The 26455-nt window shown below is 48.7% G+C and carries 23 protein-coding genes and 1 riboswitch; of the genes, 9 read left to right on the top strand and 14 right to left on the bottom strand.

Annotation, left to right across the window (positions count from 1 at the left end; genetic code table 11):
- Nucleotides 1–113 precede the first annotated feature (113 nt).
- Nucleotides 114–1391 carry an adenylosuccinate synthase gene (locus tag JSQ80_RS24715; protein ID WP_206097116.1) on the top strand — a complete coding sequence of 426 codons (1278 nt, stop codon included), beginning with the start codon at nt 114–116 and terminating at the stop codon, nt 1389–1391.
- A 76-nt stretch (nt 1392–1467) separates the two neighbouring features.
- Here JSQ80_RS24715 and JSQ80_RS24710 read toward each other — a convergent pair whose 3' ends face one another.
- The 5 genes from JSQ80_RS24710 to hutH all read right to left on the bottom strand — a co-directional run bounded on the left by JSQ80_RS24710 (nt 1468) and on the right by hutH (nt 7277).
- Nucleotides 1468–1689 (bottom strand): cold-inducible protein YdjO-related protein, encoded by a 222-nt coding sequence (locus tag JSQ80_RS24710; protein WP_336245817.1) that lies wholly within the window; start codon nt 1687–1689, stop codon nt 1468–1470.
- Nucleotides 1690–1861: 172 nt separating this feature from the next.
- The gene (locus JSQ80_RS24705) at nt 1862–2191 is read right to left on the bottom strand and encodes a magnetosome magnetite crystal formation protein family (protein WP_206097115.1); all 330 of its coding nucleotides are present in this window, start codon (nt 2189–2191) and stop codon (nt 1862–1864) included.
- Nucleotides 2192–2665: 474 nt separating this feature from the next.
- Complete coding sequence (gene hutI, locus JSQ80_RS24700) at nt 2666–3961, bottom strand: imidazolonepropionase (protein ID WP_206097114.1); 1296 nt, start codon at nt 3959–3961, stop codon at nt 2666–2668.
- Nucleotides 3962–4005: 44 nt separating this feature from the next.
- Complete coding sequence (gene hutU, locus JSQ80_RS24695) at nt 4006–5670, bottom strand: urocanate hydratase (RefSeq protein ID WP_206097113.1); 1665 nt, start codon at nt 5668–5670, stop codon at nt 4006–4008.
- Between the two features lie 71 nt (nt 5671–5741).
- Entirely contained in the window at nt 5742–7277 is a 1536-nt protein-coding gene (gene hutH, locus JSQ80_RS24690; RefSeq protein WP_418888909.1) for a histidine ammonia-lyase, read from the bottom strand.
- Between the two features lie 459 nt (nt 7278–7736).
- Here hutH and JSQ80_RS24685 point away from each other — a divergent pair, with 459 nt between their 5' ends.
- From JSQ80_RS24685 to JSQ80_RS24675, 3 genes are read left to right on the top strand one after another with little or no spacing between them, the layout of a single operon-like run.
- Nucleotides 7737–8330: a TetR/AcrR family transcriptional regulator gene (locus tag JSQ80_RS24685; RefSeq protein WP_206097111.1), complete on the top strand. Its 594-nt coding sequence runs from the start codon at nt 7737–7739 to the stop codon at nt 8328–8330.
- A gap of 33 nt (nt 8331–8363) precedes the next feature.
- Complete coding sequence (gene helD, locus JSQ80_RS24680) at nt 8364–10706, top strand: RNA polymerase recycling motor HelD (protein ID WP_206097110.1); 2343 nt, start codon at nt 8364–8366, stop codon at nt 10704–10706.
- Between the two features lie 55 nt (nt 10707–10761).
- Nucleotides 10762–11361 (top strand): hypothetical protein, encoded by a 600-nt coding sequence (locus tag JSQ80_RS24675; RefSeq protein WP_206097109.1) that lies wholly within the window; start codon nt 10762–10764, stop codon nt 11359–11361.
- 99 nt (nt 11362–11460) lie between these two features.
- On the opposite strand, the gene aspA is transcribed toward JSQ80_RS24675, so the two are convergent.
- Nucleotides 11461–12885: an aspartate ammonia-lyase gene (gene aspA, locus JSQ80_RS24670; protein ID WP_206097108.1), complete on the bottom strand. Its 1425-nt coding sequence runs from the start codon at nt 12883–12885 to the stop codon at nt 11461–11463.
- Nucleotides 12886–13217: 332 nt separating this feature from the next.
- On the opposite strand from aspA, the gene JSQ80_RS24665 reads away from it, so the two are divergent.
- Nucleotides 13218–13862, top strand: a complete 645-nt coding sequence (locus tag JSQ80_RS24665) for a metal-dependent hydrolase (protein ID WP_206097107.1) — start codon at nt 13218–13220, stop codon at nt 13860–13862.
- A 100-nt stretch (nt 13863–13962) separates the two neighbouring features.
- On the opposite strand, the gene JSQ80_RS24660 is transcribed toward JSQ80_RS24665, so the two are convergent.
- Entirely contained in the window at nt 13963–14835 is an 873-nt protein-coding gene (locus JSQ80_RS24660) for an AraC family transcriptional regulator (protein WP_206097106.1), read from the bottom strand.
- A gap of 173 nt (nt 14836–15008) precedes the next feature.
- On the opposite strand from JSQ80_RS24660, the gene JSQ80_RS24655 reads away from it, so the two are divergent.
- Nucleotides 15009–17222, top strand: coding sequence for a GH92 family glycosyl hydrolase (locus JSQ80_RS24655; RefSeq protein WP_206097105.1), 2214 nt, complete (start codon nt 15009–15011; stop codon nt 17220–17222).
- Nucleotides 17223–17333: 111 nt separating this feature from the next.
- Here JSQ80_RS24655 and JSQ80_RS24650 read toward each other — a convergent pair whose 3' ends face one another.
- The 4 genes from JSQ80_RS24650 to JSQ80_RS24635 form a co-directional block, all read right to left on the bottom strand.
- Nucleotides 17334–17900: a YkoP family protein gene (locus JSQ80_RS24650; RefSeq protein ID WP_240463799.1), complete on the bottom strand. Its 567-nt coding sequence runs from the start codon at nt 17898–17900 to the stop codon at nt 17334–17336.
- A 194-nt stretch (nt 17901–18094) separates the two neighbouring features.
- Nucleotides 18095–19015, bottom strand: a complete 921-nt coding sequence (locus JSQ80_RS24645) for a DMT family transporter (RefSeq protein ID WP_206097104.1) — start codon at nt 19013–19015, stop codon at nt 18095–18097.
- 137 nt (nt 19016–19152) lie between these two features.
- Nucleotides 19153–19298: riboswitch (FMN riboswitch) on the bottom strand.
- 136 nt (nt 19299–19434) lie between these two features.
- On the bottom strand, nt 19435–19749 hold the full coding sequence (locus JSQ80_RS24640) for a GNAT family N-acetyltransferase (protein ID WP_206097103.1): 315 nt from the start codon (nt 19747–19749) through the stop codon (nt 19435–19437).
- A gap of 122 nt (nt 19750–19871) precedes the next feature.
- Nucleotides 19872–21446, bottom strand: coding sequence for a catalase (locus tag JSQ80_RS24635; RefSeq protein ID WP_206097737.1), 1575 nt, complete (start codon nt 21444–21446; stop codon nt 19872–19874).
- A 486-nt stretch (nt 21447–21932) separates the two neighbouring features.
- On the opposite strand from JSQ80_RS24635, the gene JSQ80_RS24630 reads away from it, so the two are divergent.
- Nucleotides 21933–22724, top strand: a complete 792-nt coding sequence (locus JSQ80_RS24630; RefSeq protein WP_206097102.1) for an ABC transporter ATP-binding protein — start codon at nt 21933–21935, stop codon at nt 22722–22724.
- Between the two features lie 55 nt (nt 22725–22779).
- Here the strand turns inward: JSQ80_RS24630 and JSQ80_RS24625 are convergent, their stop codons facing one another.
- Nucleotides 22780–23721, bottom strand: a complete 942-nt coding sequence (locus JSQ80_RS24625) for an alpha/beta hydrolase (protein WP_206097101.1) — start codon at nt 23719–23721, stop codon at nt 22780–22782.
- Between the two features lie 172 nt (nt 23722–23893).
- Nucleotides 23894–24766 (bottom strand): RNA polymerase sigma factor RpoD, encoded by an 873-nt coding sequence (gene rpoD / locus JSQ80_RS24620; RefSeq protein WP_240463798.1) that lies wholly within the window; start codon nt 24764–24766, stop codon nt 23894–23896.
- Between the two features lie 579 nt (nt 24767–25345).
- On the opposite strand from rpoD, the gene JSQ80_RS24615 reads away from it, so the two are divergent.
- On the top strand, nt 25346–25663 hold the full coding sequence (locus tag JSQ80_RS24615) for a hypothetical protein (RefSeq protein ID WP_206097100.1): 318 nt from the start codon (nt 25346–25348) through the stop codon (nt 25661–25663).
- Nucleotides 25664–25785: 122 nt separating this feature from the next.
- Here JSQ80_RS24615 and JSQ80_RS24610 read toward each other — a convergent pair whose 3' ends face one another.
- Nucleotides 25786–25953 (bottom strand): hypothetical protein, encoded by a 168-nt coding sequence (locus tag JSQ80_RS24610; RefSeq protein ID WP_206097099.1) that lies wholly within the window; start codon nt 25951–25953, stop codon nt 25786–25788.
- Nucleotides 25954–26088: 135 nt separating this feature from the next.
- On the opposite strand from JSQ80_RS24610, the gene JSQ80_RS24605 reads away from it, so the two are divergent.
- Nucleotides 26089–26391 (top strand): hypothetical protein, encoded by a 303-nt coding sequence (locus tag JSQ80_RS24605; RefSeq protein ID WP_206097735.1) that lies wholly within the window; start codon nt 26089–26091, stop codon nt 26389–26391.
- Nucleotides 26392–26455: the final 64 nt, after the last annotated feature.

The following is a 26455-nucleotide window of genomic DNA, read 5'->3' as shown; positions in this document are numbered from 1 at the left end:
ATATTAAATATAAAAGCTATTAATTATATTTATTTAATTGTTTTTATTATAATGAAGACAGGGAATGGTTTCAATTAAAAAGACCACCAAATCGGTGATATGGAGGCGTTAGGATGACAGTAACAGCGATTGTCGGGGCGAATTGGGGCGATGAAGGCAAAGGGAAAGTAACGGACGCGCTCGCAGCAGAATCGAAATATGTCGTTCGTTATCAAGGAGGAAGCAATGCCGGACATACGATCATTAACGGCTATGGAAAATTCGCGCTTCATTTGCTCCCGTCTGGCGTATTTCACCCCAATGTCGTCAATGTGATTGGACCGGGAGTGGCACTTGACATGACTGCCCTATTGTCGGAGCGCGACGCTCTGCTCGCCAGAGGCGTGCCAGAGCCAGATCTGCGCATATCCGATCGCGCGCAGGTCGTCCTGCCATACCACCGTTTGTTCGACGAGCTGGAAGAAGAACGGTTGGCAGAGCGGAAATTCGGTTCCACCAAGTCGGGCATCGCTCCCTTTTACTCGGATAAATATTTAAAATTAGGTATACAGGTTGCCGATTTGTATGATGAAGCACGGTTGAAAGCACGCATTCAAGCTTCCCTTGAAGCAAAGAACATCTTGTTGACCCATCTCTATAACAAACCAACACTGGATGCAGAGTCGTTAGTGCCGCAGTTGGTGGAAGAAGCGGAGAAAATAAAACCGTACTTGTGCAATTCGACGGTCTTGCTGCAGACGGCATTGCAGAACGGCGAACCCATCTTGCTGGAAGGGCAGCTTGGCGCGCTGCGCGACCCGGACCACGGGATATACCCGCATTCCACTTCTTCTTCGACACTGGCAGGCTTCGCTGCTGTCGGAGCAGGACTGCCTCCGTCTGCGATACGGCATGTGGTCGCCGTCGTTAAGGCATATTCCAGCTGCGTTGGCGCCGGCCCGTTCGTCTCCGAAATCGGAGGGCGGGAGGCGGATGAATTGCGGCGGCGTGGCGGTGACGCCGGTGAATTCGGCGTTAAGACCGGACGTCCGAGACGGATGGGATGGTTCGACGTTGTGGCTACAAGATATGGTTGCGCTGTGCAGGGAGCTACCGAAGTCGTATTGACCAACCTCGATGTGCTTGGTTATTTGCCGGAGATTCCGGTCTGCGAAGCGTATGAGCTAGACTCGGTCGTCACGGCTGATTTCCCTGTCTCGGCCCGGATCGATGAGGCGAGACCCGTCTTGACATCCTTGCCTGGATGGATGTGCGATATTTCGGGCATACGCCGCTTCGACGCCTTGCCGCAGCAAGCCCAAGATTACGTGCTGTATATGGAACGCCAGCTTGGCGTGCCGATTCGCCGGATTTCCGTCGGACCGAATCGTGATCAGATGATACAAAGATAATCGGCACCGATATAAAAAAACAGAACCGTGTACCCTCCCCCGGGCTGCTGCGGTTCTGTTTATGTACTTTTATTTATTAAAATTCAGATTTCCGTTTGCGCGGCTGCGGCTTCACCTTGTTTTGGACGGCAGGCAAATGCTTGATGCTTCTAAGCATGGGGCCGTTGCAGAGCGGACAGCTTTGCTCCGCAGTTGCAAATTCGTCCCTCACCCACGCCTTGCACTCCGGATTTCTGCATTTCAAGATTTTAGTCGGCATTAATTTCGGCTTTGTGTCTTCGCTTGTTGTCACTTCCACTACATTCCTTTCCTATCTGCAATCGCATTCAAATGCCGATAAAATATACCATTAAATTAGATTTGAAGTCAAAAGAAAATAAAAACCATCCAACCGCTATTGGAGGCTGAATGGCTGTAATTCCTGTTATTTGTTGCGATGGGCTTCCGCAAGGCCACGGCATGTCTACCGATTACCCTGCGATAGCGCCACTGTTCAGTACACGCACGCCTTTCACGAGATTCCAGAAGAAATAATAAATTGCGGTCAGTATAAAAACTGCATACGTTAATAATAAACCGATGCTAAACGCCGCTATATCCTGAACACCGAATCCGACCCCAGCAGACAGCGCTAGACCGATGACAACTGATAAACACGGAATGAGATGCGTCCACAACGCTTTTTTGGCGTGAACCTTTACTTCGTCTGTTGCAATAAGAAGCACGATTATGGGAAGCAGCAGCGGCGCAAATAGGATGCTGAAATAACATAGAGACGATAACACGTGATTGGATTTCATTAAAATCACCTCTTCATTTAGGTTTGTTAACTGGTTTATTATGATTTGATTTTCGCATATCGGTCAAAAAAGTGCGATGGATTTCCCTTTCACGAAGCTGGCATTTTTGTAAGGATCATGTGCGGAATTCGAATGAAGGTTGTGCGAACACAACAAAAGCTGCCGAGAAGATCCCGGCAGCTGCAGATTCAATAGCGGTAGAATTCACCTTCGGTTCGCCCTTCCGCTCAGGAAGCTCAGCATGAATTGAACGGCCAATCTTCAGGTCACATTGCGGACATCAACCGCGGGATCAATGCAGACGAAATCCAATCCTTGGATTTGCGGCAGCGTGCCAAGACGGTATAATGCGTCTAGCGCATCCCACGGATCCATTCCTCCCGTCCCGCGGACGGATCCAGTGCGCGGCCTTCGTCTCCATATGATCGCGAAATGCCGCTTCTTCCGGTGAACGGAGATAAGGGATGCGGGATATCATCGCGCAATCCCTCCTTTCTCCGTCAAAGTACGGTTCCACGCGACTGGCGTACCGTTCTTGATGACGCCGAATGTGTGATTGATGCCAAAATGATACGGCAAGTAAGCCAGATTCGGCGCATCGAAAATGGTTAAGTCCGCTCGCTTTCCCGGTTCGATGGAACCGATGTCGCCCGCGCGTCCAATCGCCGCGGCAGCATTCAATGTGCAGGCGGTCAATATTTCCTCGGGTGTCATCTTCAAATTCAAGGATGCCAGCATAATGATAAGCTGGATGGACTCGGTCGGGCATGAACCGGGATTGTAATCGGTGGACAGAGCCACCGGCAGCCGGAACTTGTCAATCATGTCACGGGCACGAGCGTGATGGGACAAGCCTAAATTGAATGACGTTCCCGGAAGCAAGACCGGGACGACATTCCCTGCAGCCAGACTGGCCAGCCCTTGATCGGTCGTGGTGAGCAGGTGTTCGGCGGAGACGGCTCCGACTTCCCCGGCCAGATCGGAACCGCCCAGCGGCACAATTTCATCGGCATGTATCTTGGGCTGCAAGTCGAAACGCTTGCCTTCCTCCAAGATGCGGCGCGACTGCTCTACATTGAATACGCCTTCTTCGCAGAATACGTCGCAAAATTCCGCCAGCCCTTCTTCCGCAACGGCAGGCAGCATGTCGCGAATGACCAAGTCCACAAAATCATCAGACCGGCCCTTATATTCTTCCGGAACGGCATGCGCGCCCATGAAGGTAGACACGACGTCCACCGGGTGCGTATCATGAAGCCGGCGCGACACGCGCAGCTGCTTGAGCTCCGTTTCTAACGACAGGCCGTAGCCGCTCTTGGCCTCGATTGTCGTCACGCCTTGGAGCAGCATCTCATCAAGACTTCTTCCGGCCTTGTCATACAGCTCTTGTTCACTCGCGGTCCGCGTAGACTTCACAGTGCTCAGAATTCCGCCCCCCTGAGCCAATATGTCCAAATATGGCACACCGGAACGCTTCATCGCCAGCTCATGCTCGCGCGAGCCGGCATGAACAAGATGGGTATGCGGATCGACCAGCCCGGGTGTCACCATACGCCCGCCAACGTCGATCGTTTCGGCGATATGGATACCCGCCAAAGCCGCAATCACTTCATCTTCCTTTCCCACTAGCGCGATTCGGCCTTGCTCAATCGCGACTGCCGCACCCGTCGTTTCGCGGATGCGCCCCATCTCTTCCCCATAGCGGGGCTGAGTGCCTTCAGGCGTATATAAAGATCCGATTCCCGTAAGAAGCAAGTCAATCTGTTTCAAAGAAGCCAGCCTCCTTCACTGCTTTTCTGAATGTGGCATGTATGTTAAGGTTGCTCGCGCATCGGCACGCGAATCCCGTGCTGCTCTGCGGTCACAATCGCTTCGTCATAGCCCGCATCGGCATGGCGGATGACTCCCATGCCCGGATCCGTCGTCAAAACGCAGCGCAGACGTTCCGCCGCAGCTTCCGTGCCATCGGCGACGACAACCATGCCGGCATGCAGCGAATACCCCATGCCGACGCCGCCGCCATGATGTACCGATACCCAGGAGGCGCCAGCCGAAGTATTGATGAGCGCATTCAGAATCGCCCAATCGCCGACCGCATCGGATCCGTCCTTCATGCTTTCCGTCTCGCGGTTCGGGGAAGCGACGGAGCCGCAATCGAGATGATCGCGTCCGATGACGATCGGGGCGCTCAACTCGCCGGTCTTGACCATCTCGTTGATGGCTAGGCCAAATTTCGCGCGTTCCCCGTAGCCGAGCCAGCATATGCGTGCAGGCAGACCTTGAAAAGCGACGCGCTCTTGCGCCATCGTAATCCAACGGCGCAGATGATCATTATCCGGGAACAGCTTAAGCACGAGCTCGTCTGTCTTGCGGATATCCTCCGGGTTCCCCGATAATGCCGCCCAGCGGAACGGTCCTTTGCCCTCGCAGAAGAGCGGACGGATATAAGCTGGGACGAATCCTGGAAACGCAAACGCATCTTCCACGCCTTGATCGAATGCGACTTGACGGATGTTGTTGCCGTAATCGAACACGATTGAACCCATCTGCTGCAGCTCCAGCATTGCCTGCACATGCACAGCCATGCTCGCCTTCGATAGCTCGATATAACGTTTTGGATCGCGGACACGAAGCTCGGCCGCTTCTTCCGTGCTGTATCCGTCCGGGATGTACCCATTGAGCGGATCGTGGGCAGAGGTCTGATCCGTGACGAAATCGGGCTTGATTCCGCGGCGCACGAACTCTGGGAACACATCGGCCGCATTGCCAAGCAACCCGACGGATAGCGCTTTCTTTTCATCCAATGCTTGCCGGGCAAGCTCCAATGCCTCATCGAGTGATTCTGCCATAACATCGCAGTAGCGCGTTTCAATACGGCGTTCGATACGTGAACGATCCGCCTCAACCGTGATGACGACGCCATCGTTCATTGTTACAGCAAGCGGCTGCGCTCCGCCCATGCCGCCTAGACCGGCCGTCAACGTCAGCGTGCCTCGCAGCGTGCCTCCGGCATGCTGGCGGGCAGCTTCGGCAAACGTTTCATACGTGCCTTGGAGAATGCCTTGAGTTCCAATGTAAATCCAGCTGCCGGCGGTCATTTGTCCATACATCATCAATCCCTTGCGTTCGAGTTCACGGAAATGCTCCCAATTGGCCCAATTCGGAACGAGCACGGAGTTCGACAAGAGCACGCGGGGAGCCCGTTCATGAGTGCGGAATACGCCGACGGGCTTGCCGGATTGTATGAGCAATGTTTCATCGTTCTCCAGCCGCTGCAGCTCACGCACAATCGCATCATAGGCCGGCCAGTTGCGTGCCGCCTTGCCAATTCCCCCGTAGACGACCAGCTCTTCCGGCCGCTCGGCAACGTCCGGATCCAAATTATTCATCAGCATGCGCATGGCCGCTTCCTGAACCCAGCCCTTGCACGACAACTCTTTTCCCCGCGGCGCGTGGATGCTTTGCTTCACATCATTCATCTTGTTATGCCTCCTTTTTAGTGTGACTCCCGTAAAAAGCTTGATATGGACTGCTTATGCTTTGGCTTTCTTTAATATAACGGTCCGCATACCTCCTCCACCGCACGAAGGAAGTCCCCGTTGCTGAGCATGGATGCGATGATTTCAATATCCTTGCCCAGGGAGCGATCCGTTACCACTGGCGGCACGAGTTCGCGCACCTTCTCGTACAGCGCGCGTGTTGACGGAGCGAGCTTCTCTGCGCCTCGAAAAGTCACTGCTTCCGCCGCGCAGATCAGTTCAATTGCCAGCACCTTGGCCGTATTGTCAATGACTTGAGCCGCATGGCGGGCAGCCGTCGTGCCCATCGATACATGATCCTCCTGATTGGCGGAGGATGGAATCGAGTCAACGCTCGCCGGATGGGCCAGCACCTTGTTCTCGGACACGAGCGAGGCACTCACGTATTGCGGAATCATCAATCCGGACGCCATGCCCGGCTGATGGCTCAGAAATGCCGGAAGCCCGCCGGATAAGGCCGGGTTGACAAGCCGCTCCGTACGGCGTTCTGAAATATTGGCAAGCTCGCTCATCCCGATTTTCAAGAAATCCATGGCGAAGGCCAGCGGCTGTCCGTGGAAATTCCCTCCCGAGATGACGATTCCCTCTTCCAAGAACAAGAGCGGATTATCGGTTGCCGCGTTCATCTCCACGTCAAGCTTATCCTCGACATAGGCAAGCACCTGGCGCGACGCGCCATGAACCTGAGGCAAGCAGCGCAAGGAATAGGCGTCTTGTACACGAATATCGCCTTGTCTTGTCGTCAATTGGCTGCCATCGAGCAGCTTTCTCAGATTGGCTGCAACGCCGATCTGCTCCGGATAAGGCCTGACACGCTGCAGCTCATCCGCGAACGCATCTGTAATTCCGTGCAAGCATTCCACCGTGAGGGCGGCAATGGCATCCGCAGTTTTGGCGAGCCGCTGCGCCCTCACATAAGTCAATGCGCCGATCGAGGTCATAATTTGCGTGCCATTGATGAGCGACAGACCTTCTTTCGCTTGCAGCTGGACCGGCTTGAGACCGGCTTGAGTCAATGCTTCATGTCCCGCCATTCGCTCCCCATTATAGACAGCCTCCCCTTCACCCATAAGAACGAGCGCCAAGTGCGACAACGGAGCCAGATCCCCGCTTGCGCCGAGCGATCCTTGCTCGGGGATGACAGGGTGAACCCCCCGGTTCAGACAATCAACCAGCAATTGAAGCGTTTCCAGACGAATGCCAGAAAAGCCTTTCACCAAAGCATTCGCCCGTAAAAGCATAACGGTACGTACGGTGGCTTCGGGCAAAGGCAGGCCCACGGCACACGCATGACTGCGGATTAAGTTGGCTTGGAGCCCGGCCGAATCTTCCGCCGAAATCGTGACATCGCTAAATTTTCCGAATCCGGTAGTAACCCCGTATACTACTTTATCCGCCCTCACGAGTTCCTCCACCATTCCACGGCAACGGTTGACTCGTTGAACAGCATCAGTGCCAAGCACGACCGGGATGTAATCGTAGGCGACGGCGGCAAGCTGATTAAGTGTCAGCTGATCTCCTTTTAGCGTGATGGGCCCGGTTTGCATTTCTTGCTGTGATTGTTTGACAGCCAATACATTCCTCTCCTTTCCTGCTTTAACAAAAGAAAGAGGCTGTGCGGAAGTTTTCTGCTTCCACACAGCCCCTTATTGAAAAAGAGCGACCTATGAATTTATCATCCCCTGGACAATGATGAACGCGCCTCATCGTGCATCGCCCTTTCATTTGAATTCGGTATTTATATCCATTTGTTCTACTATTACATGTGTGTGCGCTTCTGTCAATAGCGGTATTCGCCACAAACAATACAGATTGCATAGGGATAGTAAATTTTAAATTGATTTGTTTGTCCTGTTCACATTATTCAGAAGTTGTTATGAACACAACTTACAAAAAAATTATTTTGTAAGTTGTAAGGTAATGTGTTAAGCTATTATCTACTTAGAAGGAGGTTATATACGAAACATTCACACATTAAATAATGAAACAAATGGAAGGTGAGAGAAATGACTGAAAAAGCATTAACGAAGGACGTTATTCTGGATGCAGCGGAAAGAGAACTTATTAAATACGGTTGGAATAGAACAACACTTATTAGTATTGCCAAATCCCTCAATGTAAGCCATGCAGCACTTTATTCTTATTTTCGCAGCAAGGTAGCGCTGCGGGACGCAATTCTAGAAAGATGGTTGTTAAAATATTCAGATACACTTGATGCAATTACAAAGAAGGACGGAAATGCAGCGGCTCTCCTGCATGAATGGTTCTTCCGTTTATTTCAGCTCAAAAAAAAGGAGCTTATCGAGAATGAGCAACTGTTCGCTCTAAACACTTCATTGATTCAAGAAAATACTACAGTCATTCAAAAGCATGAAGAACGGTTAATTAATCAGTTGGATATCATTATCCAACGCGGGATAAACAATCATGAAATCAATGATCAAGATAGCTCATTAGTGGCAAATGCTGTTTTTGGACTTATGGCTTATTTTTATCACCCTGCCTTTTCCAAGCAGTGGAGAGAAGAAAATATAGATGATGAATTCCGCAAGTCATGGGAAATCGTATCCCGTGGCCTTTTTCATCGTTCAACTATGTAATACAGTATTGAATGGATGCAAAGGAGAGATTGGATGAGTAATTGGGAGCAAGATCTTCGAAATGAACAAGAACGGGTTGATGCTGTCATTGAGAAGGCAGATACAGAACTTAACGAACTTCAAAAAAAGGTTGGATTAGTGAAATCAGAGATTGTAAGCTTGAGAAAGAACTTTTGGGAAGATGTAACGGTAAACATTGATAATATTAAAGAAATGGTTGAAACTGCAGCTAGTATTAGGCAAGAAGCTGAAACTCTTTCTCAAAGAGAACATACTCATCGTCATGCACAGAACCAATCTCAACTTTTGAAAAAACTAAAAGAAGCTCCGTACTTTGGACGAATTGATTATTTGGAAAATGGCGAGATAGAGTCTGAGCAAATTTATCTAGGAATCGCTTCATTTTATGATAAAGAAACCAGTGAATTTCTAGTACATGATTGGCGTGCACCCATTTCAAGTCTTTATTATGATTACTCTTTAGGTCTTGCAAAGTACCAAGCACCTGCTGGAATCATATCAGGTGAACTGCTTCTTAAACGTCAATACATGATCCGGAATGGACAAATTCAAGGTATGTTTGATACCGGCGTAACGATAGGTGATGAATTGCTGCAAGAGGTTTTAGGAAGAAATGCAAGCGATCAAATGAAAAGCATTGTTGCAACAATCCAAATGGAACAGAATCAAATTATTCGGAATGAGAAGAGTAACCTACTGCTTGTTCAAGGCACAGCTGGAAGTGGAAAAACTTCTGCTGCTTTACAACGAGTTGCCTATTTATTGTATCGCTATCGTGACACATTAGTGTCCGAACAAATTTTATTGTTTTCCCCCAATCCAATGTTTAATGACTATATTTCAAATGTTTTACCTGAGCTTGGTGAAGAAAATATGCAACAGACTACTTTTCAACAATATGTAGAGCATATGGTTGGTGATGCCTTTCACGTTGAAGATCCTTTTACACAGTTAGAATATATTTTAACGTCTAATCAAGAAGCATCATATAAGACCCGATTAGATGGAATCATTTATAAATCATCGACTACATTCATGTCGTTTATTGAAAATTATGTGAAATACCTCGGTGAAAAGGGATTGATATTTAATGATATAACATTTAGAGGAAGAACCGTAATACCTTCATCTTCTATAGACGAGTCTTTTTATAAGCTGAATCAATCTATCCCCATTGCAAATCGAATGCAGTTAGTTACTGAATGGATTCTTCATAAACTTAAGGGAATTGAAAAGCAAGAAGCAAAAAAAGAATGGGTCGAACAAGAAATTCAATATTTATCGAAAGAAGAATATAATCGTTTTTATAACAATAGGCTGTTTGACAGTACAGTTGATGGTTTTGAGCGTGAACATGAATTGTTGGCTCAAAATATAGTAAAAAAACATTTTAGCTCTTTACGCAAACAAGTTAAATCGTTGACCTATTTAAATAGTTTTGAAGTATTTAAGCAATTATTTGAATTTGCTCAAAATGATTCATCAGTGCCTAGGAATTGGAAAGATATATGCAAGCAAACAATTAGTCGTTTAAATGAAAAGAAATTAGCCTATGAGGACGCCACGCCTTACCTCTTCCTAAAAGAATTACTTGAAGGGCTCAAGACTAATGCTCATGTTGCATTTGTTTTTATGGATGAAGCCCAAGATTATTCACCATTTCAAATCACGTTTATAAAACGTTTATTTCCAAAGGCGAAGTGGACGTTACTCGGTGACATCAATCAGACGATTTTTTCGCATACGGCTAATAATAGCTTACAAACCATTGCCTCTTTATTTCCTGATGAGAATGCAGAAACAATTCGTCTGAATCACAGTTATCGATCAACTCGACAGATTACGGAATTCACCAGACATATATTAACGAACGATAAAATAATCAAATCTTTTGACAGAGATGGCAAGAAGCCGGTCTGCATTGAAGCGCATAATGAGAAAGAACAAGTGGAAAGTATTATTCAACGTGTGAAAGAATTACAGAATGATGGCTACAAGACCATCGCGATCATTTGTAAAACAGCTAAAGAAAGTAAAGAAGCCGCAAAATGGATAGGAGAAAAATTGGATTTTCGCCTTGTCCAAAAGGAAAGTACTTTTTATGAACAGGGAGTCGTAGTGATACCCGTTTATTTAGCAAAAGGAATAGAGTTTGATGCTGTAATTATTTTTAATGGATCCAGCAAAATATATAGCAGAGAATCCGAAAGGAAACTTTTTTATACAGCATGTACTCGGGCAATGCATGAACTGTCTATTCATTATTTTGGAGAGATAACCCCTTTTATTTCAGTTGTTCCGGAAAAATTGTTTCGAAATGAATCATTCTTATATAAGGAATCTCAATCGCTGTAATGTTTAAAAGTTGATTCGAATTGCATTCCATTAATTAGAAAGGATGAGATATGTAATGGCTGATATGTTCAATACTTTTCCTAATTGCAGTAAGGAACTTTCAAGGTTGCTTCCCATTCCCGATCATGTTCAGTTAGTCAGTGTGAACGAAGAATTGCGTGATGGCATGAAAGTTGAGATTCGGCGTTATCAAGTTCAAGAGTCACTTTACCTTGGAGGCCCTCATCTTACAATAATATCAGCACAAGAAGGCGCACATCCTTTGAGTTACACGAATCTGATAAGTCAAAATTCGGGGAACCTCCCCAAATTAGATGAGGCCGAAAGACTTGCAATGGCCGTGATGAGGGCAGTAGACAAAGAATATGCAAAAGGTCTGACATTACTTCGTATTGAGAACCAAAATAGGCACTTCACTGATGATACAGGTGATTTTATACATTTTCCTGTTCTGTGGGTAAAGATGATGCATAGTAACGGAAGCTATAACTGGGTGACCTTAGGGGAAAACGGGCAAGTAATCGAATTCGAGCGTCAAGTGCGTTGGAATTATTCAACCAGCCGCCGGCAGACAGAAATGTGGTTTCATGACGCATGGGTTCTTGCACGTAATGGTAAAGGACCACAACTTTTGCCACCGGCCGCTTTGGCATAGCTCAGTTATCAACAGCAAGCCGCGGGACGCATGTTTGCCTGGATATCGAACGGCGAAACAAAGAGACACCCATAGAATGGGCGTCTCCAAGGTCAGGAATTACTCCCGCTCGAACAAAGCTGCACCGGCGATTCCCGGTTTGGTCATTTCATATGGGTCGAGAATCGTGTCCAGCTCCTCTTCCGTCAGCACATTGTACAGCAAGCACAATTCTCTTACGGACTTGCCGTTCTCCGTCGCTTCGCGGGCAATCCGGGCGGATACTTCATAACCGAGATGAGGGCTTAAAGCCGTAATGATGCCAACGCTGTTCTCCACGTATTCCCGGCAACGCTCTTCATTGGCTTCAATCCCCTCTAGACAGTGGGTGCGGAACACCTTAAAGACGTTGTTCATCATGCTGAGCGATTGGAGCAGATTGTATACGAGCACAGGCTCCATCACGTTCAACTCAAGCTGGCCGGCTTCCGATGCCAGACAGATTGTATGGTCGTTGCCGATAACTTGGAACGCCACCTGGTTCACGACCTCGCACATTACCGGGTTGACCTTGCCCGGCATGATGGACGAGCCAGGCTGACGGGCTGGCAGACGGATTTCACCGAAGCCGGCGCGCGGACCGGATGCGAGCAACCGCAAGTCATTTGCCATCTTGGACATGTTCATCATGCAAACCTTAAGCGCTGCCGACACTTCCGTATAAGCATCCGTATTCTGAGTGGCGTCCACCAGATGCTCCGCATGAATGAACGGGAACCCGCTTATCTCGGCCAGCAGCTCCACTACCCGGCGTATGTATCTCGGATCGGCATTAAGGCCGGTTCCGACTGCGGTTGCGCCCATGTTGACTTCGTACAGGTGCTGTTTGGATTGCTCAATGCGCTTCATGTCCCGCAACAGCACTCGGCTATAGGCTTCGAAGGATTGTCCCAATCGAATCGGAACAGCGTCCTGCAAGTGAGTGCGTCCCATCTTGATAACGTGATCGAATTGAGCCGCCTTCTTCCGGAATGTCTCGTACAATTCTCCCATCGTAAGTAAAAGTTTATCGATAAGCGTCAACACCGCGATATGAATAGCGGACGGGAACGCATCGTTCGTAGATTGCGAACGGTTGACGTGATTGTTCGGACTTAAGCTGGCGTAATCCCCTTTTGCTTTTCCCAGCAGTTCGAGCGCCCGGTTCGCAATAACTTCATTCGAGTTCATATTCATCGAAGTTCCTGCTCCGCCTTGGATCGGATCGACAATGAAATGGTCGTGCCATTGTCCATCAATGATTTCGTCCGCGGCTCGCACAATGGCGTCGCACATCTCTTCCTGCAGCTGCTTCACTTCCATATTGGCCAGCGCCGCAGCCTTCTTCACGATGGCTAAACCGCGAATCAGCTCCTCATTCATGCGTGAGCCCGTAATCGGGAAATTCTCCACGGCGCGCAGCGTCTGAATTCCATAATACGCTTCGACAGGAACTTCCTTTTCTCCTAGAAAATCTTTTTCGGTACGGGTTAAATGATTCGTCATTTTGATCCCTTTCCTTCTCGTATGATCGGTTTTTTGAAACGCTTTCACACAGCGTCATAAAAAAGGGCACGTCCCTATTTACTGAATAATGCTAATAAACCAATGTGCCCTCTATGATTGTAGCTCCCTTTTGATAAATGATCAATTTTTCCGATAAAAAACATTTCGCTCCCCTTTTTTTGCACGTCTCTAGAGTTAAGCTCCACCATTTCTCTGTACTTTGCTTGCCTTGGAAGTCTTGCTAATTCTATACGAAAATAGGTATAATAACTGGATGCAAACATATGTTTGTTCTCGCATCAAGAAATTTAGCAGCTATGAAAGGAGAACATATGAAGGGATCGACTCACCTTACTATCGGCATTGTCGTCGGAGCTGCTGCAGCCGTGTATTATCCATTTACCTTGAAGAACGCGTCCTTATATATTGCGGTGTCGGCATTATCCGCCCTGAGTGCGGATCTGGACGGCCCCAGCATATTGAGCAGCAAGATCGGCAAGGTATCCAAATGGCTGCACGAAATATTCCTCTGGATCGGTGTCTGTCTCGCCGCTGGCGTCATTTATCAGTATTCGACGCATGGACTTGTCAATCAGGAGCTGAGTATCGTCTCGGTAATCATACTGTTGCTCGGCTTTGTCGCCAAAGAAGGCGTCACCCGCAACATCATGGTAAGCCTGGTTGGCTGCGGTCTGCTCTATTGGGGATGGACATTGGGGTGGAACTGGTTGCTCGGCTTGGGTGTATTTGTCGCCTGGGTGCCATGGCTCAGTCATAGGGGAATGTCGCACACCATATGGGCCACCCTGTTCTGGGGGGCCATCGGCTGGGGCTTAGAGCAGCAGCTTCACGTTGAAGGCATCATGGCCGTATCCATATGCGGTTATGCTTCCCATTTGATTGCCGATACATTGACGCCAAGAGGCGTTAAATGGCTCTATCCGCTATCTAAACGCTCATTTAAAATCCGCTTATAAGGATAAAGGGACTTCTGTTCGAAGTCCCTGCTCCCAGGCCCCGCCTCTCATCGCTCTAACATGAACCGGATGATCGACACTCGCTTTGCGACACAAGCCTCTATCTCAACTCGATGTTGTTATGCTTGCGGTATGTGGTCGGCGTCATGCTCATCCGGGATTGAAATACACGAATAAACGTCGGGTATGATTTGAACCCGGCTTCATAAGCAATATCGGTAATTTTCATGTCTGTACCGATCAACAAGTTGCAGGCATGCGCGATGCGAATTCGTTCCAGAAAGGAATAATAGTTTTCTCCGACCATTTGTTTAAACGCCGAACTAATATAAGAAACGCTGTAATTGTACTGCTTCGATAGTGTATCCAGCGTTATATCTTCTTTGAAATTTTGATACACGTAATGAACGACTTCCCACATTCCTCTGCGAGGGTTCCTCCCGTAGCTTGCCGCCCCTTCATCCAGCCGCTCCTGACGGCAGCGGTCGAATAAGACGAATACCTGCGTCAGCTTGGCCAGAAACATCATACGGCTCCATGGCTTCTCCTCACGCACCTCCTCATGCATTTGCTGAAGCAGCAAATGCACCTCTCGCGCTGTCGTCTCGTCCAGCTTGTAGGTCGTGTTTTTGTCATTTTCGGCACCCTTCAGCAAGCTGTGCAAGGCCAGAAACGAGTCGCCCGCACCAAAAAAAGCCTTCAAGCCAATCGCTCCCACATATAGATGCAATTCATCTCCGGGGGCGATGTCTAATTCATGCACCTGATGGGGAAACAATAAAGTGAAGGTTCCCGGCGTCAGTTCCTTTTCTACTCCGTTGATAATTTCTTTGCCTCTGCCCTGTATGGCATACGTATATTCGATGAAATGATGCACATGAGCGGGCACGGCCACGTTCAAACGATGAATTTTGAGCGTGAAAGGAAATTCCCCATAGATTTCTTCGTCGCCATGCAAGTTGTAAGGAAACATCCGATCACTCTTTTCTCCAAATGTAATAAACCGTTGTCCCTTTTATTTTATCATGAAAAGTGATAGAAATTATAAAAATATGATAGGTGTAATATGACATATTAACATACAATATAACATGAAAGGCATATTTAATATGACAATAAATCTGGACATATGAGGAGAGACAATAGATGAGCTTACTTAAGCATGTGAACCCTCTGCAAGGAACAGACTCCATTTATCCGTATTCGAACGGGAACACGCTGCCTTTGATTGCCATGCCGTTCGGGATGGCATCCTGGAGTCCGCAGACGAACGAAGCCGCTGGCGGCTGGTTCTTCAGCCCGCATCATAACCGTCTGGAGGGCGTCCGGCTGACTCACCAGCCGAGCCCGTGGATTGGCGACTATGGACATATGACTTTAATGCCGCAGACTGGACCGCTGAAAGTATGGGCGCCTGAGCGCTCGTCTTCGTTCCGCAAGCAAGACATGGTCGTGCGTCCTGACTACTTCAAAGTTCAATTGCTTCGCTACCAGACGATGATGGAACTCTCGCCAACAGCGCGTTGCGCAAGCATCCGCCTAACGTTCGATCGCAAGGATGCAGCGAGACTCATTCTATCGACGTTCCCTGGAGAGGCGTCAATGACGATCGATCCGGACAAAGGCACGTTAACTGGCTATACGACGGCCAAAGCAGGCGGCACGCCGGACAATTACCGCATGTACTTCGTCATGAAGTTCGGCTGCCCTATCATAGCCAATGCCAGCGGCTTGTCCGATCATGAATACAAGCCGTTAAACGCCTTGTCGAAGACAGGCGAGCGCATCGGCGCATATGTTGGACTGGACGTTCCTGAGAATGGCATCGTCCATGTCACGATAAGCACCTCATTCATCAGCGAAGAGCAGGCATTCATCAACCTGGAGCGCGAAATTGGAGCCCGCACCTTCGATGAAGTGAGAAGCATGGCGACGGACACTTGGGAAAAACAACTCGGTGTCATTGAAGTCGAGAGCGACGACCAAGATAAGCTGGATACGTTCTACACTTGTCTGTATCGGACATCCCTCTTTCCGCATGCTATCCATGAATACGATGCGGACGGCAAGCAGATCCATTACAGCCCGTACAACGGCAAGATCGAAGAAGGCCCATTGTTTGCGGACATCGGCTTCTGGGATACGTATCGCACGTCATTCCCGCTGTACAACCTCCTCTACCCTTCCTTCGTCAATGAAATGATGCAGGGGTGGGTCAACGCTTATAAGGAAGCCGGGTGGATGCCGAAATGGGCTTCCCCAGGCGAGCGGAGCATGATGCCGGGAACGCTGATCGACGTATCGTTTGCTGATGCCGTCGTAAAAGGAAATACCGGTTTCGATGTAGAAACCGCGTTCGAAGGGTTGTTAAAACATGCCATGACCGTATCCAGCGATAATCGATACGGACGCAAAGGCATGGGCGAATACTTGAAGTACGACTATATGCCAGCTGATATTCACACGCATGAAAGTGTGTGCAATACGCTTGACTACGTATTCGGCGACTTCTGCATCGCGCAAATTGCGAAGCATTTGGGCCGTCAAGAAGAATATGAGCAGCTAATGGAACGCGCTAAAAACTATAAGAACCTGTTCGATCCTGCCGTTGGCTTCATGCGCGGCAAGCTGCAGGATGGCAGTTGGCTTGAACCGTTCGACCCGACGATGTGGGGCGGCCCGTATACGGAAGGCGGCGCATATCAGAGCAGCTGGGCCGTACAGCATGACCTGCTGGGCCTTGCCGGGCTGATGGGCGGGCGCGAACAATGCAAGAAGCAGTTGGATGCGCTGTTCGCAGCGAAGCCGGAGTTCAAGGTTGGCTCATACGGCTTTGAAATACACGAGATGTCTGAAATGGCAGCCATCGACTTCGGACAATTCGCAATCAGCAACCAGCCAAGCTTCCACTTCCCGTACATCTATGCAGCGCTCGGCTACCCGTCCTTGACGCAGCATTGGGTGCGCAAGACGATGGATGAACTGTTCAGCTCGCGTCCGGACGGACTCCCGGGAGACGAGGACAACGGCAGCTTGGCTGCATGGTACGTTTTCGGCGCGATGGGCTTGTATCCGCTCAGCCCGGGCGTTCCGGAATATGTCATCGGAACACCGCTGTTCAATCGGATGACGGTTCATCTGGAGAACGGCAAACAGCTCGTCATCGAAGCGGACAATAACTCCGCCGCGAACAAATATGTGGCGGGCGTCCGCATGGACGGCACAGAAGTGGCGACGCTGTACCTCGAGCACGATAAGGTGAAGAACGGCGGAACCATCTCCTTTGAGATGACCGATTCGCCACGCGAAGACCGTTATGACGAAGCGGCGCTGCCATACGCGATGTCAAAACAAAGTTAATGATAAAAGGGTGCCCTTCGTCCGAAGACTCAGGGCACCCTTTTCGTTATGAAGAGCGGAGAGTGTCTGCGAATCGGTTGAAGCTCTGCGACACCTTATGTGTCAAACGTCCTATGTAGATGGATGGCCATATATTTTTTCAAGCTTGTTTTTAGACATCACTAAATATGACGGGAAATTCCGCCTTTTGAATCGCTTTGTCGGATTTGACACCGAAATCAAATGGATAGGCATTTGGACAATCCATTTAACCCCCCGATAGAACGCATTTGGAATAGGCGCCACGTCAAAGCCCAATTGACGGCATCCCCGATTCAACATGGTGATTCCGAAGATCGCTTTGATTTCATTCGCTCTTGGATGATTCCGGATGAATTGACACACTCCCGGCAGCGAGCGTTCCACGGACCGATAAATGAGGCGCCCCTTTTGAACGTCATTCGTTACATGCAGCACTTGCCGTAACAACTGCACATTATACAAATGAATCTTCACCAATAAATCCTTGTTCCGGATACTCGTTCCGTCGGACAGCGCTATTTCCTTGCCTCGATACGTGAGCAATTTCACCCTGAAAATATTATGGTTCGCACGGTCGATATAAGTCAGCCTTCGCAATGAGCAGTAGATGGGATCGAAAACGGTCCATGTGAATAACAGAGTCATTTTTAGTTTCATGCGTATTCCCCTTCATAATGGCCAATGATGATTAATTTGCATATTTACAAGGAATTTATGATGGGAGTTGAAGGAAAATAATTGCATGAAATAAAGTTCTTTCTGAGCAATATAGCGGTAAACGGCAAGATATTCACAAAAAACCTCCCTGGACTTATTCCAGGAAGGTCGATGATAATGTATTCGAATAGCACTTACTGTTGTCTAGAAACCAAATACAATGCAACCCATATTAAGACGAACCCTGTCAATTGCGGAATGGTGACGACTTCCTTGAAGACGATCCAGTTCATCATCATGCCGACAAGCGGAAACGACAGCTCCGCAAGGGTCGCATAAGAAGCCTTCGTAACCGATAAGCCGCGATAATATAACAGCAAGCTTACCAAACCTAACAGCAATGCCTGCATGATAATATAAAATGACACCGTGCCCAGCTGTGCTGCAGGGATATTCCAACTTGGATTTTCGTTCCATGTCAGCATGAACAACAGCGGCAGCGCCAACAGGAAGCGCAATGCCGTAACCGTTTCATATTCCATCTTGTCCAGCATCAATCTGCCCATTACGGTGGATCCGCCCCATAGGAACGCTGCCCCGAGAGCAAGCAGACTGCTCACCCCTACCACCTCGCGCACATGGCCAATTGGCAACGACCATCCAAACGTTAACAAGTATGTTCCGGCCACTGCCAGCAACAGCAGTATCGGGAAGCGTCTGGGAAGCGTTTCTTTCAACAGAATACGTGCCAGTATGACGGCAAATATCGGTTGCAGCTTCTGCAGAAGCAAGACCGCATTCGGATTGCCGTGTGCGAAAGCTTCCGTGAACATGATGGTCGCCATTACCGAGCCTCCCCATGAAATGAAAAGGAGCGCGAACAAATGACGCCAAGAGCATCCCCGAAGTTCCCCCCGGTGTACCCAGAGAATAGGGGCTGCATAAAGGAGTAAAATAAGATGTTCGATGAGGACGATTTGTGTCGAAGTCAAATACTCCAACACTAGAACACGGAAGATGGGCCCAAGACCCCATAGGGCAGCCCCCAGCGCGACGAGCAGAACTCCTCTGCGCGTGCTGCTGTTCCTCTGTTCAACGTGAATAACGTGGTCCATATTCAATAACCTCCAAGGTCGTTGAATACAGGATCTGGCTGAAGAAGACATACGTCGCCTATCCGTCATGATGAAGGTCATGATGAAGCAAATTCCGATTCGAGCTGTCATGTGCAGTTCTTCACGTGAAACGCTTAAGCGATCTTCTCCCATCCGGACTATACCGTCGGCCTTGGAGTTGCACCAAGTCAGTCGCTGCAAGCTTGCAGCGAGTCGCGGGCTTGGGGCTGCTTTTCAGCCCTTTACCGCCGGTCAGGAATTTCACCTGGCCCTGAAGATCCTTATTCAAATTCATAATGTAGGCACTCCAATAAACGGTCATGCCCCGTTCTTAATTATAACGCGAATTGAATTTACATCAATATAATAATTCTCCTATACAAATTTCAATTCGGCCGCAGAAGCCTGCTTGCTGGCAATTAGTTCTGAACAAAAGCCATTTCTCTAATTATGCCCCGCTCGGTAAATCCAATTTTTCTGTACACATTGTTCGAATCGGGATTGACCCTATCTGCATACAAGACAGGAATCAACTCCTCTTTTTGAATGATGCTGCATAGTTCAGCAACCAGCGCGCTGGCGTATCCCTGTTTCCGGTGCTCGGGGGCGGTATAGAAGCCGATCGATATTTTAATGGCACCCGGTCTTTTGACATATGCAAATTTACAGAAAGAAACCTCCCTCAGACTAGGGCGGACTAGTGATTGAGGGAGGAATTTACCTTTTTTATACACTTAATGGTGGCAAGACGTGATTTTTTTGTTCATGAAGAAGTGGAGAAAAATACTGAATATATGGCGCTATGTGTCGAAAAGCCGCTCACCCTGATGGATAAGCGGCTTTCAGGCCACCTTTTTTAATACGAATCCGTCTTATGCCCTTTGCGTTCGGCTTCCTTGACTGCTTCACCTGTGTTCGCAGAACCAATCGGCCCGTGATCGGATGCCCCCTGGTTCGCACATTGCTGCAATCCTTCAGCTACGCGGCGCCCATACTCTTCATCACACTTCGTAAATAACTCGACCATCCGCTCCTGGATATGGGAATTGCACGTTTTTAAGGTAGTCACGAGATTCAAGATGAGATCATCGCGCTCAAAATCATCAAACGCCCGATAGGTTTCACCTGCTTGCTTGAAATCATTCGTTCGGTCGATGCTTGCCCGCACCAATTTCCCTTCCACATGCGGCGTGTATTCGTTGTCTGTTCTAGGCGCCTCTTTCAAACCGTTCAATGAGGATGGTTCATAGTTAATATGCGGATTCTGGCCTGGAGCTGCATCCACATAAAATGCCATTTGCCCGTCACGTTGATTGGTTGCCACACGCTTCTTCGGCGCATTGATCGGAAGCTGCAAATAGTTCGCTCCAATCCGGTAACGCTGGGTATCCGAATAAGAAAGCGTGCGCCCCTGCAGCATTTTGTCATCCGAGAAATCCATGCCGTCTACGAGAACTCCGGTCCCAAAGGCAGCCTGTTCAACCTCGGCAAAATAGTTTTCCGGATTTTTATTCAATACCATCCGTCCAACCGGCAGCCATGGGATCTCCTCTCTCGGCCATATTTTCGTATCATCCAATGGATCAAAATCCAGCTCCGGGTGCTCATCATCGCTCAATATTTGCACGAACAGCTCCCACTCCGGATATTCTCCGCGTTCAATCGCTTCATATAGATCCTGCGTGGCGTGATTAAAGTTTTTACCTTGAATTTCTTCTGCTTCCGCTTGCGTCAAATTCTTAATCCCCTGCTTCGGCTCCCAATGGTATTTAACGAGAACGGCATGCCCCTCATTGTCCACCCACTTGTATGTATTCACGCCAGAGCCTTGCATCTGCCGGTAGTTGGCCGGGATCCCCCATGGCGAGTAAACGAAGGTAACCATGTGGACCGTCTCAGGCGAGTTGCAGCAGAAGTCGAAGAATCGTTCACCGTCTTGAATATTCGTGACCGGATCAGGCTTGAAGGCGTGAATCATATCCGGGAATTTAATCGCATCGCGAATAAAGAATATTTTCAGATTGTTGCCGACAAGATCCCAGTTTCCATCCTCCGTGTAGAACTTGACTGCGAAGCCCCTCGGATCGCGCAGCGTTTCCGGAGAATGACCGCCGTGTATCACGGTGGAGAAGCGAACAAAGACCGGTGTTTTTTTGCCCGCCTCCTGGAACAATTTCGCCCGGGTGTATTTAGAAGCAGGCTCATCCCCGACTGTTCCGTAAGCTTCAAAATACCCATGCGCACCCGCGCCGCGTGCATGCACAACCCGCTCGGGAACGCGTTCGCGATCAAAGTGCGTAATTTTTTCGATGAATTGGTAATTCTCCAGCGTTGCCGGACCCCGATTCCCCACTGTTCGTATATTCTGGTTATTTCTTACGGGATGTCCTTGACGGGTCGTCAGGGTGTCTTCACCTTCCCCATCCGCCATACGCGTATCGAGTGAATCCCCGGCACCCGTTACTGATGTGCCATGCTCCATCGCATCGCCCTTTTCATTGGTGTTCATTTTCTCATCGTCCACCACTTCATCCTCCTTTTCACATGCGAATGGTAAATGTAGGGGTATATGTTATTTTTAATAAATATGAAATGAATTATTCACTTCCTAATGTTGTCCGTTATCCGTAATGATGTATTAACCCCACATCACACTATACTGCTGTTTCTGTCCCGTTAGAATGGCACGTATTTTTTTGAGACACAGGGGGAATGAACCGCACACAAAAAACACCGCATAGTCGCGATGTAAGCTTGTCACTGCATAAAATCACATCATTCATGTGCAACCGTGAGCACTTTTCACATCGACAGACCGCTGCGGATTCTTTATGATAGATGGAATAGACTGCGGCTTCGTCCGGGGCGCATATGGCATACATTGATATTTGATGAAACGGGAAAGAGGTTTGAACAGATGGAGCACGTAATAGATATGCAGGGAGTATATTGGAAGAGTGGCAAAGATGTATTGCTTAAAAATGTAAGCTGGCAAGTCGGGTCTCAAGAGCATTGGGCGCTGCTTGGGCTGAACGGTTCGGGCAAAACAACGCTGCTTAATATGATTAACGGATATATTTGGCCGACTCAAGGAACCGTGTCCGTCTTGGGTCACCGCTTCGGCCAAGTCGACTTGCGCGATCTTCGCAAATCCATCGGCTGGGTCAGCTCTTCTCTGCAGGAGAAGCTGTATGGAACCGATAAAGCCCAGTACGTCGTAATTAGCGGGAAATATGCCACCATTGGCTTATATGAACGGTTGTCAGAGGAAGACACCTGCCGTGCCGACGCGCTGATGCGGACACTCGGCTGCAGTCACCTCTGGGATCGGGAATACCGTACCTGTTCGCAAGGAGAAAAGCAGAAATTGCTGATCGCCCGGGCGTTGATGGCAGATCCGCAAATTTTGATTCTTGACGAACCATGCAATGGACTGGATCTGTTCTCGCGCGAACGACTGCTTGACAGTATTCACGATCTGACGCGGCAGGAACAGACACCTGCGTTAATCTATGTAACCCACCATACCGAAGAGATTCTGCCTGTGTTCAGCCATACGCTGCTGCTGCGGAAGGGCGAGGTCGTCCATAGCGGAGCGACGGAGCAGATAATGGAGGCGGCGACATTGAGTGATTTCTTTGAAGCCCCCGTGGCAGTAGAGAAGCATCGGCAACGCGTATATGTCCGGGTTCCACATATGGAGGAATAAGGATTGCTATACGATAAACCCGCCCATTCCCATGGAATCGGCGGGTTTTGTCCAATTAGGTTCCGAAAAATGAACGGAGCGCAGCGGCTGCTTCTTCAATTGCTTCTTTTCCTTTGTCGATTTCGTCGGCGAAGCTGACAAAGGGATGAATCGTGCCCTCATAACGATGCAGGACGGCCGGTACACCGGCCTCTTTCAAGCGCTCGGCATAAGCCTCGCTTTCTTCTCTCAGAGGATCGAATTCAGCCGTAATGACGAGCGCAGGCGGCAAGCCGGCAAAATCGGAAAATAACAGCGGAGAAACCCATGGATTTGTTGTTTCTTCAACGCTGTTAAGATAATTATCAAAGAACCATATCATCTGCTTCTTGGTCAGAAAATACCCCTCGGCAAATTCTTCGTATGTAGCGCTTTGCATGGACGCATCGGATACAGGATAGATCAGGACTTGATAAGCGATTTGGAGACTCGCTCTTTCTTTGGCCAAATGGGTAACTACGGCCGCCAAATTCCCTCCGGAGCTGTCTCCCCCTACCGCAAGACGGTTCGGATCGAGTTGAAGCCGTTCTGCATTGTCATAAGCCCACTGCGCCGCCGAGTAGGCAGCTTCTACCGCAAGCGGGAATTTATTCTCCGGGGAGAGCGGATAATCCACAGAAATGACGGCACAATTCGAAGATCTCGTTATCCGGCGGCAAATATCATCGAAGCGGTCCAGATCGCCAAGTACCCAGCCTCCTCCGTGGTAATAGATGAACACAGGATGGGGTCCCTTAATTGCCGGTTTATACATTCTTATCGGAATTTCTCCATGAGCGCCTTGGATGGCAAGATCGGATACTTCTCCCACTTGTATTTTTTCTTTTCCGGACAATCGTTCAGCTTGCATTCCCATTTGACGTTGAAGCTCTCTCGCAATCGCAGGAGGCAAGCTTTCAATCGGCGGTTGTCCCTTCAATTTCTCCAAAAAAGCTTCGGTTTGCTTATCGAGCGGCATCCTTGAATACCTCCTTCATTGAGTAAAATATGTATCAACATGCGCCCAATACCAATATCTTCACGCCAACCCTCCTTATCGATGGAGCCATACGCCAGCCGTTCACATGAAGAAAGGAACACGCGCTTGATGCGTGTTCCCGTCATGATAGAAGTAAAGTGCAGCTTGTCCTTTATTCCAAAAAATCTTTCAGCCGCTTGCTGCGGCTAGGATGTCTCAGCTTACGCAACGCTTTCGCCTCGATCTGGCGAATCCGCTCACGGGTAACGCCGAATACATGGCCCACTTCCTCCAGCGTGCGCGTGCGCCCGTCATCCAATCCGAAGCGGAGACGCAGCACGTTCTCCTCGCGCTCGGTCAATGTGTCAAGCACGTCTTTGAGCTGTTCCTTCAACAACTCATAAGCAGCCGCATCCGCCGGAGCCAGCGCTTCACGGTCGATGATAAAGTCTCCCAAATTCGAGTCATTCTCTTCACCGATCGGCGTTTCAATCGATACCGGATCCTGTCCGATCTTCATGATTTCCCGCACCTTTTCCGTGCTTAATTCCATTTCTTTCGCAATTTCTTCTGGCAATGGCTCACGGCCCAGCTCCTGCAGCAGCTGCTTCGTAATGCGGTTAAGCTTGTTGATCGTCTCGACCATGTGTACCGGGATGCGGATCGTTCTGGCCTGATCGGCAATGGAACGCGTAATCGCCTGGCGAATCCACCAGGTCGCATACGTGCTGAATTTGAATCCCTTCGTATAGTCGAACTTATCCACCGCTTTCATCAAGCCCATATTGCCCTCCTGAATCAGATCAAGGAGCATCATGCCGCGACCGATGTATCGTCTCGCGATGCTGACGACGAGGCGCAAATTCGCTTCGGCCAGTCTTTGCTTGGCTTCTTCATCTCCTTGTGCGATCCGTAAGGCCAATTCGATTTCTTCCTCTGCGGATAGGAGTGGAACGCGTCCAATTTCTTTCAAATACATGCGCACGGGGTCGTCCAATTTAATCCCCGGTGGCAGCGTTAGGTCGTATTCTTGTTGGTCGTTCATCACAATCCAGTTCCCCCCTATATACTACTTGCGGCACTAAAAATATATTTGACAAAAATCCTATAATGTGGTATGATTTTGAATAATTATATTTGTTTTTATAGCATCCGTTATTCTATCATTTTTTTGGACAAAAATCAATACCTGAATTGTACCTTCTTGCATTGGCAGAAGGTTTTTTTTATTAATAAGGATAGTTTACGTTCTGTGAAGCGGTAAAAAGGCATGACTAACCATAACTGACAACGATAAAATCTACCTCTTCACGCGGCCGCTCTTCTGAAGGCTCGTTAAAGGTTTCCTCATATTCTACGTAAATTCAACATAATGGGTTCATATAATACTTAGTGGAAAACTATGTAATATAATGCTTGTATCAGACTTATCCGCAAATCCATAAATCAATAGAAGATTCCACGAGCATACTCGTCATTGTACAACACGAAGGAGTGTCTCAGCAAACGTTGAAATAGACTCCCCACTCCATCTTTCCCAGGCGCCTACATCCACCCTTATTGTGCATCTCCCGGCGCCTTCGTTATAATGAAGTTATCTTACTAGGTCTAAGGAGAATCCTCAATGCAATCGAAAGAAATCGAAGAACAGATTATTCAAAACTATCAACAAGACGAACAAATGATGATACTCGTGTTCGCGCAGTGGTGCATCAATCATGACCTCGATCCCGCCGAGTTGTACCATCGGGCCTACCCGAAGCAAGGTGACAACCGAAAGCTGCAAGAAGCGATCGCATTGACGGTGGCCAAGGAAGAAGCCGGAGACATTCCCGGTGATACTTTGCTTGGCGTCTTGTCTTTATTCGGCAACGAAGACTTGGCGTTCGTCGTCACGGAAGAAATCGACAAGCTCAAGAAGAAAAATAAGGTACACAAATAGGGAAGGGGAATGTAAGAATTATAGGTGTGGAGGCCGTAAAATAAAAATCGTATGTGCAGGCGGTCAAGCTGTCGTGTAACCCTCTCGGACAAGCTCACCGCCTGTACAGGCGATTCATCCCGTTATGGTTCGTCTACGTACTCGTCCTTGTCCGCAATCTCAATGATCCCCTGCTGCAAATCAGCGGGAGCATCAACCTGAGCGATGGCAGGCGTCACGCATTGGTCCTGTAATGCAGCCTCTTCCATGACGGATTTCTTGTCGGATTCAACATTTTTCTTTTCAGACATGGATATCCTCCTTTCTCTCATTGATATTAGGATACCCGTTACAACATAAGCTTATTGATGCAATCATGGATGTTCGCTGCACTTTCTTTGTTATAATAAGAAGAGATAACGCACATGAGAAAGAAGAATGAGGCTATGGCATTTGGCATTACAAGAACAGAATTGTCGGTGTGGAAAGAAAGCGTAAGACGGGGAGAACTCGCTTACTTGACCCATTATTGGCTGGACGACCGCTTTCCGGGTATCAAGACCGTGACCAAGGTAGGTTGCAGTGATTTGGAGCGCTTGAACGAATGGTGTACAGCTCACGGCTTGAACCCTAAGTACATTCATCATCGTCCTCCTTTTCCCCATTTCGACTTGATGGGACCGATGCAGCGGCACATATTGGCTGAGGTTGGGTTGCAGGACCATTTAGAACGGTTTAACCTGTTGTAGCGGGGGTAAACGCCATGGATGATACAACGGCAAAGGCAGCGGAGCAAGCCTTTCGGGCAATAAC

Source organism: Paenibacillus apiarius (assembly GCF_017052585.1).
Taxonomy (GTDB): domain Bacteria; phylum Bacillota; class Bacilli; order Paenibacillales; family Paenibacillaceae; genus Paenibacillus_B; species Paenibacillus_B apiarius.
This window is presented reverse-complemented; position numbering and strand designations above follow the sequence as displayed.

Bases quoted from the DNA above. Each gene is read 5' to 3' on its own strand.
- helD (WP_206097110.1), top strand. From the start codon at position 8,364: ATGAGTAATTGGGAGCAAGATCTTCGAAATGAACAAGAACGGGTTGAT.
- JSQ80_RS24605 (WP_206097735.1), top strand. From the start codon at position 26,089: ATGGCATTTGGCATTACAAGAACAGAATTGTCGGTGTGGAAAGAAAGC.
- hutU (WP_206097113.1), bottom strand. From the start codon at position 5,670: ATGAATGATGTGAAGCAAAGCATCCACGCGCCGCGGGGAAAAGAGTTG.
- rpoD (WP_240463798.1), bottom strand. From the start codon at position 24,766: ATGAACGACCAACAAGAATACGACCTAACGCTGCCACCGGGGATTAAA.
- JSQ80_RS24665 (WP_206097107.1), top strand. From the start codon at position 13,218: ATGAAGGGATCGACTCACCTTACTATCGGCATTGTCGTCGGAGCTGCT.
- JSQ80_RS24705 (WP_206097115.1), bottom strand. From the start codon at position 2,191: ATGAAATCCAATCACGTGTTATCGTCTCTATGTTATTTCAGCATCCTA.
- JSQ80_RS24655 (WP_206097105.1), top strand. From the start codon at position 15,009: ATGAGCTTACTTAAGCATGTGAACCCTCTGCAAGGAACAGACTCCATT.
- JSQ80_RS24610 (WP_206097099.1), bottom strand. From the start codon at position 25,953: ATGTCTGAAAAGAAAAATGTTGAATCCGACAAGAAATCCGTCATGGAA.
- hutH (WP_418888909.1), bottom strand. From the start codon at position 7,277: ATGCAAACCGGGCCCATCACGCTAAAAGGAGATCAGCTGACACTTAAT.
- aspA (WP_206097108.1), bottom strand. From the start codon at position 12,885: ATGACGAATCATTTAACCCGTACCGAAAAAGATTTTCTAGGAGAAAAG.
- JSQ80_RS24630 (WP_206097102.1), top strand. From the start codon at position 21,933: ATGGAGCACGTAATAGATATGCAGGGAGTATATTGGAAGAGTGGCAAA.
- JSQ80_RS24715 (WP_206097116.1), top strand. From the start codon at position 114: ATGACAGTAACAGCGATTGTCGGGGCGAATTGGGGCGATGAAGGCAAA.
- JSQ80_RS24660 (WP_206097106.1), bottom strand. From the start codon at position 14,835: ATGTTTCCTTACAACTTGCATGGCGACGAAGAAATCTATGGGGAATTT.
- JSQ80_RS24615 (WP_206097100.1), top strand. From the start codon at position 25,346: ATGCAATCGAAAGAAATCGAAGAACAGATTATTCAAAACTATCAACAA.
- JSQ80_RS24635 (WP_206097737.1), bottom strand. From the start codon at position 21,446: ATGGCGGATGGGGAAGGTGAAGACACCCTGACGACCCGTCAAGGACAT.
- JSQ80_RS24645 (WP_206097104.1), bottom strand. From the start codon at position 19,015: ATGGACCACGTTATTCACGTTGAACAGAGGAACAGCAGCACGCGCAGA.
- JSQ80_RS24650 (WP_240463799.1), bottom strand. From the start codon at position 17,900: ATGAAACTAAAAATGACTCTGTTATTCACATGGACCGTTTTCGATCCC.
- JSQ80_RS24675 (WP_206097109.1), top strand. From the start codon at position 10,762: ATGGCTGATATGTTCAATACTTTTCCTAATTGCAGTAAGGAACTTTCA.
- JSQ80_RS24625 (WP_206097101.1), bottom strand. From the start codon at position 23,721: ATGCCGCTCGATAAGCAAACCGAAGCTTTTTTGGAGAAATTGAAGGGA.
- JSQ80_RS24685 (WP_206097111.1), top strand. From the start codon at position 7,737: ATGACTGAAAAAGCATTAACGAAGGACGTTATTCTGGATGCAGCGGAA.